Annotated in this window: 12 protein-coding genes; 3 read left to right on the plus strand and 9 right to left on the minus strand. The window is 49.5% G+C overall.

Features of this window, described 5'->3' with window-relative positions:
* The first annotated feature begins 31 nt into the window (after positions 1-31).
* Entirely contained in the window at positions 32-421 is a 390-nt protein-coding gene (locus tag Q4526_RS11950; protein WP_215977318.1) for an HIT family protein, read from the plus strand.
* A gap of 24 nt (positions 422-445) precedes the next feature.
* Here the strand turns inward: Q4526_RS11950 and Q4526_RS11955 are convergent, their stop codons facing one another.
* From Q4526_RS11955 to Q4526_RS11965, 3 genes are read right to left on the minus strand one after another with little or no spacing between them, the layout of a single operon-like run.
* A complete protein-coding gene (locus tag Q4526_RS11955; RefSeq protein ID WP_215977319.1) occupies positions 446-1,036 on the minus strand; it encodes a TMEM165/GDT1 family protein in 591 nt (196 codons plus the stop codon).
* On the minus strand, positions 1,036-1,569 hold the full coding sequence (locus Q4526_RS11960; RefSeq protein WP_215977320.1) for a DUF3806 domain-containing protein: 534 nt from the start codon (positions 1,567-1,569) through the stop codon (positions 1,036-1,038). The genes Q4526_RS11955 and Q4526_RS11960 overlap by 1 nt, the downstream gene beginning before the upstream one ends.
* Positions 1,566-3,119, minus strand: coding sequence for an FMN-binding glutamate synthase family protein (locus Q4526_RS11965; protein WP_215977321.1), 1,554 nt, complete (start codon positions 3,117-3,119; stop codon positions 1,566-1,568). The genes Q4526_RS11960 and Q4526_RS11965 overlap by 4 nt, the downstream gene beginning before the upstream one ends.
* Positions 3,120-3,206: 87 nt before the next feature.
* On the opposite strand from Q4526_RS11965, the gene Q4526_RS11970 reads away from it, so the two are divergent.
* Positions 3,207-3,524 (plus strand): hypothetical protein, encoded by a 318-nt coding sequence (locus Q4526_RS11970; RefSeq protein ID WP_215977322.1) that lies wholly within the window; start codon positions 3,207-3,209, stop codon positions 3,522-3,524.
* A gap of 57 nt (positions 3,525-3,581) precedes the next feature.
* Positions 3,582-4,331, plus strand: a complete 750-nt coding sequence (locus Q4526_RS11975; protein ID WP_215977323.1) for an AsmA family protein — start codon at positions 3,582-3,584, stop codon at positions 4,329-4,331.
* A gap of 94 nt (positions 4,332-4,425) precedes the next feature.
* Here the strand turns inward: Q4526_RS11975 and Q4526_RS11980 are convergent, their stop codons facing one another.
* The 6 genes from Q4526_RS11980 to Q4526_RS12005 are packed head-to-tail and all read right to left on the minus strand — an operon-like array spanning position 4,426 to position 11,465.
* On the minus strand, positions 4,426-6,108 hold the full coding sequence (locus Q4526_RS11980; protein WP_215977324.1) for a BatD family protein: 1,683 nt from the start codon (positions 6,106-6,108) through the stop codon (positions 4,426-4,428).
* Positions 6,109-6,112: 4 nt separating this feature from the next.
* On the minus strand, positions 6,113-8,047 hold the full coding sequence (locus Q4526_RS11985; RefSeq protein WP_215977325.1) for a VWA domain-containing protein: 1,935 nt from the start codon (positions 8,045-8,047) through the stop codon (positions 6,113-6,115).
* Positions 8,044-9,072 (minus strand): VWA domain-containing protein, encoded by a 1,029-nt coding sequence (locus tag Q4526_RS11990; protein WP_215977326.1) that lies wholly within the window; start codon positions 9,070-9,072, stop codon positions 8,044-8,046. Before Q4526_RS11990 ends, Q4526_RS11985 begins: the two co-directional genes overlap by 4 nt.
* Positions 9,065-9,547 carry a DUF4381 domain-containing protein gene (locus Q4526_RS11995; RefSeq protein ID WP_215977327.1) on the minus strand — a complete coding sequence of 161 codons (483 nt, stop codon included), beginning with the start codon at positions 9,545-9,547 and terminating at the stop codon, positions 9,065-9,067. Before Q4526_RS11995 ends, Q4526_RS11990 begins: the two co-directional genes overlap by 8 nt.
* A 2-nt stretch (positions 9,548-9,549) precedes the next feature.
* Positions 9,550-10,506: a DUF58 domain-containing protein gene (locus Q4526_RS12000; protein WP_215977328.1), complete on the minus strand. Its 957-nt coding sequence runs from the start codon at positions 10,504-10,506 to the stop codon at positions 9,550-9,552.
* The gene (locus tag Q4526_RS12005; RefSeq protein WP_215977329.1) at positions 10,506-11,465 is read right to left on the minus strand and encodes a MoxR family ATPase; all 960 of its coding nucleotides are present in this window, start codon (positions 11,463-11,465) and stop codon (positions 10,506-10,508) included. Before Q4526_RS12005 ends, Q4526_RS12000 begins: the two co-directional genes overlap by 1 nt.
* Between the last annotated feature and the right edge of the window lie 222 nt (positions 11,466-11,687).

Here is an 11,687-nt window from a genome sequence, read left to right on the forward strand (position 1 = left end):
GTCGTTTGATGCAAATATTGAGAGGTGAAGTATGGCGAGTGTTTTTTCTAAAATTATAGCGCGGGAGTTGCCTGGAAATTTTGTCTGGGAAGATGAAGAATCTGTGGCTATTATGACGATAGCACCACTCAAAAAAGGCCATGTGTTGGTGATTCCTAAACAGGAAGTAGATCACTGGTATGATTTGCCTGATGCCACCATTGCCCACTTGTCAGTGGTGAGTAAAAAAGTAGCCAAGGCTATGCAGCAAGCCTTTCCGGCAACTCGCGTGGCTGTGATTATAGCCGGGCTTGAAGTGCCACACACACATTTGCATTTAATCCCTATGGATGAAATGCAAGAGCTTGATTTTGCCAACGCAAAACCTGCCGAGGCCGATGACCTGGCCCGTTACGCTGAAAAAATCAAAGCCTACCTCTAGCGGGTAACAAAATCTTTTGCTGGCTTATGCTGGAGATGCAGATAACACTGCCATAGTGCCGTGGTAAAAGCTAATCAGTGCAAAAATAAGAAAAATCACAAACGCTGCTCGGTGAAACCATTGAATGGGAAATTTTTGCAGCAACCAGGCGCCACCGTAAATAGCAGGAATATTGGCAATAAGCATGCCCAGGGTAGTCCCCAGAATGACGGCCATTAACGCTTGTGAGTAATGGGCGGCCAAAAGGACTGTGGCAACCTGGGTTTTATCACCCATCTCGGCTAAGAAAAAGACAATACACGTGGCGCCGAAAGCGCCGAGCTTACTAAAACGTTGATCGTTCTCATCGACCTTATCGGGAATCAACGTCCACACCGCAACTGCGAGAAAACTGCAGCCAATTATCCAGGGTAGCCAAGTGTTCGGTATCCAGTGGGTAAGCTCCGCGCCTAGCCAAGCACTCAGGCCATGGTTTACTACCGTGGCGACCAACACGCCGGCACAAATGAGCAATGGCTTGGCAAAGCGTGCTACTAACAAAATTGACAGTAGTTGCGTTTTGTCTCCAATCTCAGCAATAGCGACAGCCACTGTGGCGTTTATAAATGCGTCCATCAATAAATAGAATACTCACGCTTACCGCCATAGGGTAGCGGGGGCAGTGAGTCGGCGATTAGGTAGAGTGCCTCGAGATAGATTTTTTTCACGTCTGGCTTGAGGCCAACTTTCATACGTCTTGATAGCATGGTAACGGGAAACAAACACTCGTTAACACTCATGGCGCATAGGGCGCGCGAATGTCCTTTTTTATCTTCGTAAACTTTCCATTCCAGTTCGGACTCTTCATTCATTAACGCATCGCCCAAAGCGACGCCCAGAGCTTGCTGCATGGAGGTGTCTGACTGACTGATCAATTCGCGTTCGATAATGCGCTGCAAAGTAGTTAGATCAGCTTTAGTGCCGCGAATAGGTGCGCCAATCTTCTCTCCGGCTAGCCTGGCGATACGCTTGCGCTGGGTGTTTAAAAAACTTTCATCGGTCCAGCTTAAATCACGAATTTGCGGTGTTATGGATTGGGGCGGCTGGGCATAGGCAGTCGCAGTTGCCAGTAATGGAGCAATAAAAATTAATAACCATAATTTGTTCATAAGATTTCCTCCGCCGTATCTGAATTCGAGGCCGAAACGTCAGTAGGGGCGCCATCATTGATTAAGCGAATGGGTTCTGGGTAGATTTCACTCATAGGCGCCGAGAGACCGCTCTGGGTGACAATATGGACGTGTTGGCGTTTTAATTTTCTAGGTTCGGACACACCACAAGCGTGGGCCAGCATGCCGACGCCATAAGTCATATTGCGTTGGTAATGAGCGACACGTTCAGCTTTGTCTTTAGGGACTAAGCCCCTCTGTAATTTCGGATCGTGAGTTGTCACCCCTGTAGGGCAGGTGTTTTTGTGACACTGCATCGCTTGTATGCAGCCCAAAGCAAACATAAAACCGCGGGCGCTCACCGTAAAATCCGCACCTGCGGCAATTGCCCAGGCGACCTTCGATGGAGTGATGAGTTTTCCCGATGCTATGATTTTAATCCGTTCGCGTAGACCTGCTTCGGTTAGTAAATCGCAGACAAAAGGCAAGCTCTCTTTGAGCGGAAGTCCAACATAATCCATCAGTGGCTGGGGTGCGGCGCCTGTTCCGCCATCGCAACTGTCGATGGTGATAAAGTCGGGTGCACGGTCAATACCCCGTTGGGTAATGGCTGCCACTAAATCTTTTAACCATTGCTTGTCGCCAATGACTGACTTAAAACCGACCGGCTTGCCGGTGATTTCGCGTACATGCTCCAGCAAATCTAGCAGTTGCTCTACTGAGCGTATATCTGGGTGGCCATTGGGGCTGATGGACGCGTGACCTTCAACGATGCCGCGAATATCGGCAATTTCGCGAGAGACTTTTTCAGCCGGTAAGATACCACCCTTGCCGGGTTTTGCGCCCTGGCTGAGTTTAACCTCAAACATTTTCACTTGTTCTATGGCGGCCAGCCCGCGCAACTTATCATCACTGAGGTGCCCGTCTTTGTCTCGCACGCCATATTTTGCGGTACCAATTTGAAAAACAAGGTCGCAGCCACCTTCAAGGTGAAAAGGAGAGAGGCCGCCTTCGCCTGTATTTAGCCAACAGCCAGACTGTTTGGCGCCGGCCGACAGAGCTTTGATCGCCGGCGCAGACAGTGCCCCGTAACTCATGCCACTTATGCTAAACAGTGATTGAGTTGTATAGGGCTGGCGACAATAGGGGCCCAGTGTGATATCAGCCGGTAGGGCCGCATCTTTTTCCAGTGTAGGGAAAGCGGCATTGAGAAACATGACTGAGCCCGCTGAGGACAGATCTCGGGTGGAGCCAAAAGCAATGTTAGCATCAACATTCTTGGCCGAACGATACACCCAAGAACGTTCCGCTCGATTAAAAGGCATTTCTTCACGGTCCATAGCAAAGAAATATTGCCGGAAAAATTCGCCAAGATGCTCGAAAATATACCGAAATCGACCAATAACCGGATAATTTCGTCGGATAGTATGAGAACTTTGGTTTACGTCAATAAAGTACAGAACGATAGCTGTAATAATCAGCGCAAAAATACCAATCGTTAGCGTTAGGGCGAACAAACCTAAAATTGTCAGAGTTATACTGTTTTCCATAGTCTTAGCTGGCTAGTACCTAGTGAAATCTCAGGCTATGATAGGGGTTTTTAGCGGGAAAATCATGTTTCTGGAGGCATATTTACCATGCGAAATCTGTTGACGTTTGTGTTGTTTCTCGTGGTTGCCATTGAAGCGGGCTTGCTTTATCTGGGCCACCAGCGACAATTAGAGCTACAAGCTGACCTGGTGGAGCAGCAAAAGGCAATCACGGCTTTACAGGTGAAGGTGGATCAACAGGCTCAAACACTAGGTGCACTGGAAGACGAAACCGTCGGCGCTATGGTACAAAAAGCTAATGCGGTAATCGTCGGTGGCTGGGATGCTATTGCCAACTCTGTCGAGGCGGAGCTGGATAAAGCTCGTCAAGCTTTAGAGCAATTAAATGAACAATCCAATGACTAGGTTAATAAGCCGCGTTTATAGATGTGAGTTATGAATTTTTATTAAAAGGATGAAGTTATGAAAGCGTTAAAAATTATTCTTATCATATTAGCGGTTATCGTGCTGGTAGTCGGTGGGTGCTCGTATTGGGTGTATCGCAATATTGATGGATTTATCGTCTCGGCGATTGAGTCTACCGGATCCGACGTCTTGCAAACCTCGGTTAATGTTGACGATGTTAATTTCAGTTTAAGTCAGGCTAGAACTGAATTGCATGGCTTCGAAATTGAAAACTATCCGGGATTTGATCAGCCAAATCTGTTTGCATTAAATCAGATTGCTGTTGATTTTGACCCTAATAGTGTGGAGTCGGGAGTATTGATCTTTGATGAAGTGTTGATCGATGGGGTAACTTTAACCCTAGAACAACAAGCCAGTGGCAATACGAATATACAAGAGCTGAAAAAACGCTTAGATGCTTTAAGTAGTGGGCAGCAGTCTGAAGAGCAGGTAGAGGCTGATGGTGAACAACCTAAATTTATTATCCGTCAGCTTAAATTTACCAATGTTAAAACCGAGGTGTATTCTCCATTAATTGAGAATCAAAGCTATCAAATGCAAGATGTGATTCGTCGTGATTTGGGTGTCGAGAGCGGTGGTGTAACAGGTGCTGAACTAGCCGGGGAAGTTTTCCAGCCCTTTATTGATCAGGTTGAGGATCTCTTGCGCGATAAAGCCGGTGAGGAAATCAATCAGTTGCTGAAAGATAATCTATCGGACGAAGATGCGGAAAATCTCGATCAGCTCAATAAATTGCTCAATCAATAATGCTTTAAAAGCCGCCGCCCTCTCTATTGATCGATAGGGCGGCCCTTTTTAGTGTTAAGCAATACCATCGTACTCACTCCCAAACTGATGGCCGCTACTGCGGGTACAGTGGACGCAAGTTGTCGCTCGTTTTGGGGGGTTGATTTTTTAACTTGCGCAAACCTTTTAGTAATTCATCAAGCTTGAGGTCGGCACTCGCTGAACCGTAAATAGCTTGGTCCAGTTTTGTCAGTTGTTCTTGTGTGGTTTGATCTGATAGCTGTGCCAGTTCGGCCAATGTGTGAACCTCAACCTGTAAATGTTGTTTTGCCCAAGCAATAATTGCCCCTCGCAACTGTTTTAAGTCATTATTTTTAGCGGCTTTTTGAACGGCAGACCATTCGGTTTTGGATGAGGTCTGTTTACTTTGGGGGCTCGGAGCTGACGCAGATTTTTTACGCAGCGCCATGGGCAGTAAAATAAGAATACACAGTACGCTAATCACTTGACTGACAATAATCCAAGTAGGAATACGCTCAACAATTGTCGTCTGATCTGACTTGGCGGGTATAAACGCCTGTGGCGGTGGTGCTGCTATATCGCCCTGGTCTGTAGGAGTGCTGCCGGCCGGCAGTGATGCGCTCACCTCAACGCTTGGCAATGTGGCTGTTTCAAAGCGGCCTGTGGAGGTGTTATACCAGCGCAACGTAATGGGCGGCAACTGTGTTTGCCCAGCCTGATTGGGCACCATGGCAAGGGTTTCAATACGCGAGGCGTTAATGCCTTTGTTGCTGCGAGTTTCGTCGGTTTGTGCCTTGTCCCGATAAATACTAAAACCCTCTACCTCAGCAAACTCAAGCGGCGGTAGCTGGGTGGGGTGAAGCCCTTCGGCGCTGATGGTAATGCGCCGTGTGATAGGCTCGCCGGCGGTTAAGTTGTCTGGGGTGCGGCTAAAATGCTGACTAAGCTCAAGCTGTTGAGCTGGCAGCCAGGTGTCATTACCATTACTTTGCGGAATACTTTTAACTTCAATCGATAAGGGTTGGGCTTTGCCGCGGCGAATTGGGCCACTGTTAAAGCTTAAGAAGCCCCGCGATGAACCCGAGCGCAATTGCACCGCGTAGTCAATGGCCGGTATTTCTAAACGTCCACTAGACTGAGGGTAAACGGCAAAGGTAACCTCGTACACTTTATGCCGAATACCATTCAACTCGGTAATGTATTCGTCTTCACTGACGGCCTCTATCAGGGCATAGTCTAGGTTAAAATCCCCGATTTCCTTACCCGTCCAGTCGTACTTAGAGTAAAGGCACGCGGTTAACAACACTTGTTGCTGAACAAACACACTCTGTTGATCAGCACTGATCTCTAAAAAGGTTTCCGCATTCGGGTCGGAGGCCGTGGTAGGGGCTTCCACCACAGTAATAGTCAGTGGTTGAGTTTTACTACCGGCCAAAGCAATAGCTGGAATGGTCAGTTTGCCCACATGTTTAGGGGCCAAGGTAACCCGCCAGGTTAGAAATTCATTGGTTTCTCGGTTGACGGTGTAAGATTCTTGTCTGCGCTCTATATTAAGAATTTCAAAATTCGACTGTACCGGGCTCAGGTCAGGTTCGACATTATCAGGGCCGTTTTGCAGGCGGAAATTTACGGTTAATTGATCATTGATATTAATGTTAGTGCGCGCTGCCTCGGCGGTAAACGTGGCCGCATTGGCAAGTTGAGCCAAGAGTACGATGGCGCTAATGATTATTAGCTTAAATGGCTGTATATAGCGTTTAGACAATAAAATCTTCATAGATTTACCAGCGTTGTTCCTCATTACCGAAGTCATTTAATCCTTTGAATTGGCGTTCCATTCGGTTCTTACGATATTCGTATTGAAACTTATTGCGCAATAAGCCCGATGGATCATCGGGTATGTTACGTAGCCATTGTTGCTCGGCTTGGCGTTGTTCTTTTTCTTCGGCGGTTAAGGGCTGCTCAGCCAAAGTTTGATTTTGGCTGCCTTGCGAACTCGCTGTGCTACTGGCCGATGCTTGTTGTGAATCCTGATTTTGACCTTGCTCTTGAGCGGCACTGCTTGATTGAGCGCTGCTGGCCTGGCCTTGCTCTTGAGAGTCGCTTGCTGCGCTGGCACTTTGGCCTTGATCATCGCCAGGTTTTGGTTCCGAATTGTTTTGTGCTTGATCTTCCCCCTGGTTTGAAGCCTGATCATTTTGGTTTTGTTCGCCCTCCGACTCATTGCTATCATCATCGGTAGATTGACCGGACTGGTCTTGTTGCTGTTGTGATGGATTCTGCTCGCCCTTTGAGTCTTGCTCTTGATTGGAGGAAGATGAATCACTTTGTTCTTGTTCTTGCTGTTTTAATTGTTCGATCAGTGCTTTGTTGCTGGCGGCATCTTGCAGCTCTGGCTGTATTTCCAGGGCCTGATCGTAAGCCGCTAGTGCTTGATCGAGTTTTCCCATTTGCGCCAAGGCGTTGCCTCGGTTGTAATGAGCTTGAGCCGTATCCAGTTGCGCGAATGACGTGGCGGCTTGCTCATAGTGTCCTGCGCGATAGAGCGCGGCACCGCGCCAGGCCGGGTCTTTAAATTCTTGCGCTGCTACCTCGGCTTGGCCATTGGACAACGCTTTGGCACCGCGTTGATCGGGTGATAACAGTAGTTTGTCCAGCATTGACGACTCAGCAAGTGCCACTGGGCTATCGAATAAAAGGCTTGATGTCAGCAAAACCGCCACCAAAACCCCTTTACGAAACACGAGCAGTGCCAGAGGTAAAAGCAGTATCGCAAGCCAGGGGCCACGATCCAGCCAAGTATCCATTTTGCTGTCAGATAATTGATATTCACCTGGCGAAAGGTCGTGTCTGGGGGCTAACAAATAGGTAAGGTCTGAGGTGTCAAAGGTGGAGGTGACATAGCGCCCATCGGAAGCTCGAGCTAATCGTTGTAGCTGACCACTGGCCAGTGCGGTCGTAATAACATTGCCTTGATTGTCGCGCATAAAACCGCCATTGCCCGAGGGGATTGGCACTGGTTTATCCGAGCCAATACCTAGTATGGATAATCGGTAGGCACTGCCTTGCAGTGCTTCACGAATCGCCACTTGGGCTGACTCCGCTATTCCATCAGTAAACAATAACAACTCACCATTGCGGTAACCCGCATCGGTCAGCATTTTTATGGCGCGGTCTACCGCCGCTTCAGTGCGACTACCCGGAGCAGGCATCATACGGGGGTGCAGGGCGGGCAGTAAGGCACTGATAGTTTGTGTATCTTCGGTCAGTGGGGTAACCACGTGTGCCTGATCGGCATAGGCGATTAACGCGGTATCACCTTCGGTTCGCTGTTGCAGTAACTCGGCAATTTTTAAGCGAGCGCGAATCAGGCGTGTGGGTTTAATATCCTCACCCAACATTGAGGGCGAAAGGTCGAGCAAAATAATCAGAGCATCGGCATTGCGATGCACTTGGCTCGGCGCTTTTTCCCAGCTAGGGCCGGCCAAAGCGATACAGCCTATTAACCAAAAGCTGGCTAATCCCCAGAGCAATAAACGGGAGCTACCTGTGGTTTTACTGTCGGTTAAATAAGGCAAAAGTTTGGCATCGATGACCGTTTGCCAATCGGTAGCGCTACGCTTGTTATACCACAGCCCAATTACTGTGAGCAGCAACGGCAGCAAACCCAATAGCGCCATCGGGCGCAACAGTTGGAGGTCGTTCACAGCGCTCATGTCGAGTCTCCTTTGGCTTGTACGCGCGCGCTGCCAGTCCAGCGCAGCTGGCTTAGTGCTATAAGCCAAGTTAATGCCAGCGCCAAGCCAAGCGGCCAGAAGAATAATCGCAAGACTGGACGCACTTTCAACTGTTCAAGCTCCAGCGGTTCTAATTGATCCAGCTGTTGGTGTACTTGTTTTAATTCCGCGGTGGATTCAGCACGAAAAAAAGCGCCACCGGTTGTATTGGCAATAGTTTGCAGCGTTTGGGTATCTACTTCATTTGTGCGTCGGCTGCGTCGTGTTCCGCGAATGTTTTCGGTTGAGCCAAATGCGATAGTATAAATTTTAACCCCCATATTGGCGGCAATGTTGGCCGCATCAATGGGATTGCTGTCACCGGCAGTGTTGGCGCCGTCGCTCAATAAGATAATCCGGCGACTGCCCTCGGGCCGTTCTTTTAAACGCTTGATAGCGAGCCCCAAGGCATCGCCAATGGCAGTGGCCCGTCCAGCAAAGCCGACCTGAGCTTCTTGTAACAGTTGGTTAACTGTGACCACGTCACGGCTTAAGGGGGCCTGTAGATAGGCTTGATCGGCAAATAAAATCAAGCCTAAACGGTCTCCACTGCGCCGCTCGATAAATTCGCCGACTACGTCTTTAACGGCATCCATTCGAGTGTAATCGTTATTATTTTGAAACTGCATGGCAACCACACCCGGCGGTTGCATGTCAGGGGTAAGCATACTTTGTGATAAATCCACTGCCAGCATCATATCGCGCCCCGAGTAGGGGCTGCCGGTGGGTTTGCCCACCCATAATGGATCACTGGCGGCCAGCACTAATAATAACCAGCTTGCCCAGAGTAGGGTAAGGATACCTTTACGACTGGCTTTTCTTTCTCCGGAAAGTGATAGCGATTCTAGTTGCCGATAAAAAGGCACTTTAATTGCTGTGGTGTTGGCTGGTGCCGGTTTAACCCAACGCATCACTATCGGTAAAGGCAGCAGCAGTAATAGCCATGGATAGCTAAATTCAAACATCACTATCCTCCAGGTTAGCTGGCAAGCGTTTGCGGTGTAATTTTACCCATGCTTGTGCGGCCGCTATTAACGCAGCGCTGTCGTATTTTGGATTAGCTTGATAAGCGGCAGTGCCCAGTACTTGGCAATGCTCGGTTTGTAGCTTAGCCCGTGCTTTGGGCGCACTCTGGGCCAAAAAGTTCAACCAGTTGTGACCGTGCAGGGCGCCGCAAGTATGTTGGCCATAGGCGGCAATAGCGGTCGCCTTTAGAATTTTATTAATGCTGTTCGGGGTAGCGTCAAAGGACTGCTGTTGTAATTGCCGCAGGGCGGCGCGGCGGTAGCGATTGCTTCGATAACTACGCCAAGCCGCGACAACGGCTAACACAATAACAGTGGTTGCTAGGGCAATAATGGCCCACGAAAAAGGGGCCAGCGGCCACCAACCAATGGGCTCGGGGGTATGAATATCGTTTAGTTGCGCTAATGGATTCACAGTTAGCGCCTCCTGGTGTGACGTGTTGGGCCTGCAAAGCGGTGCCTTAAAACCGTAGCGTAATCATCGGCTGTGGATACGGGTATTAATTCAATTTGCAGGCGAGTACAGGTGTCGCGCAATTGCTGCTGTTTGTCTGCGGCCATTAGGGCGTATTCAGACTGGAAGCGCTTTTGGTTGACTGGCAGTAATTGCTTATCCGTTCCGTTAGTGACGGCCAAGGCGCTGTTGCCGATCAGTTGTTGCTCCAGCGGGTCGTGGGTGTGAATTAAACTGATGTCGAGGTGGCGGCTTAATTGAAACAGTTGTTTCTCTGCGGCTTTATCCAAATCGTTAAAATCGCTGATCACAAATAGTGCTGCCCCCGGCTTGGCTATACGTTGGGTGTCATTGAGCATTTGCGCCAGAGATAAAGGATTACTGTTGGCGATAGGCGAATGTAGTTGGTGGTTGTACTGTTCCAGCAATCGGATCAATTGTAATACGGCGTGCTTGCTGCGCTTGGGCCGACTGTCGCGAAAATCTTGATCACCAAAGACTAGGGACCCGACACGGTCACCCGCGCCGAGGGCGGCCCAGCCAATACAACTGGCCAAGTGGCAGGCGAGGGTGGATTTAAAATGCTGAACGCTGCCAAAGAACATTGGTGAGCGCTGGTCGCAAAGTAAATACACCGGTCTTTCGCGTTCTTCACTGTAGAGTTTGGTGTGGGGAACCTGAGTGCGAGCGGTCACACGCCAGTCTATAGAGCGAATGTCATCGCCTGGCTGGTACAGTCTAACTTCTTCAAAATCGACCCCCCGTCCGCGAAAGCGGGTTCTAAAGCGACCAGCTTGGGCACTTTTCACCGGGTGTGGGGCAAAAAGCTTGAGATCGCGAGCGTTAAAACGCTCGCGCAACAGATTTGCTACAGAGCAATAAGCGCTGTCTGCACTCTGGGTGTTTACGTCTGTTGGCATTAGGCTACGGGTACAGTGTTCAGCAGTTGGTCGATCGCCTGATCGCGGGTTGTGCCATCGGCCTCGGCTTCAAAGCTTAATATTAAGCGGTGGCGCAAACAGTCGTGAATCACGCAGGCTACATCGTCAGGGCTGACAAAGTCCTTGCCATTTAGCCAGGCGTTAGCACGGGCGCAGCGCTCCAGTGCGATTGTTCCGCGCGGGCTGGCGCCGTATTCGAGCAGCCCCGAGAGAGATTCGCTGTAGAGTTCTGGGCGTCGGGTGGCGTTGATTAACTGCACAATATATTCTTCAACCGCATCGCTCATGTGTAGGCTTAAAATGGCTTTGCGCGCCTCAAATAAACTGTTTTGAGCTAAGGCTGGGGGCTGGGCTGCCGCTTCTTGTTTGGCCTCAGCACGTACCAGCGCCAAGATTCGACGCTCGGCTTCAACGCTTGGGTAGTCCACATTAACATGCATTAAAAAGCGGTCGAGTTGGGCCTCGGGCAGCGGGTAGGTGCCTTCTTGTTCGATCGGGTTTTGTGTGGCCATCACCATAAACAGCGGTGGCAGGGGGTAGGTTTTATTGCCGACACTCACCTGGCGTTCGGCCATCGCTTCCAGCAACGCTGACTGAACTTTGGCTGGTGCACGGTTGATTTCATCGGCCAGTACTAAATTATGAAATACCGGGCCTCGCTGAAATTCAAAGACACCTTGCTCGGGACGATAAATATCGGTACCCGTGACATCGGCAGGTAATAAGTCTGGGGTAAATTGGATGCGGTTGTAGTCACCTTCTATGGCATCGGCGAGGGTTTTAATCGCTTTGGTTTTGGCCAGCCCGGGGGCGCCTTCTACCAGTAAGTGGCCATCTGCCAAAAGTGCTGTTAATAAGCGTTTTACAAGATGCTCCTGGCCAATAATCTGATGGCCAAGCCAATCACCGAGTGACTGAAATTGCTCCTGTAGTGTCATAGTGTGCCCCTTGCTGATTTTTTGTTCGAACTATACAACCGAGATATGGCTTCTGCGCGCCTCAGACAACAACGATGTGGAGGCAGTTCCCCAAAAATCAATAGTAAATGACCGCCAATATTAAGCCAACTGGCTGTTTTTGTTCAGAAAACGCTATTGGGCTGAATAATTTGTTGGCATAGCCGGGAAATCGCGATGCTAAGCGGCGCGCGCCTGCTTAAT

It is taken from the genome of Gilvimarinus sp. 2_MG-2023, assembly GCF_030547685.1.
Classification (GTDB): domain Bacteria; phylum Pseudomonadota; class Gammaproteobacteria; order Pseudomonadales; family Cellvibrionaceae; genus Gilvimarinus.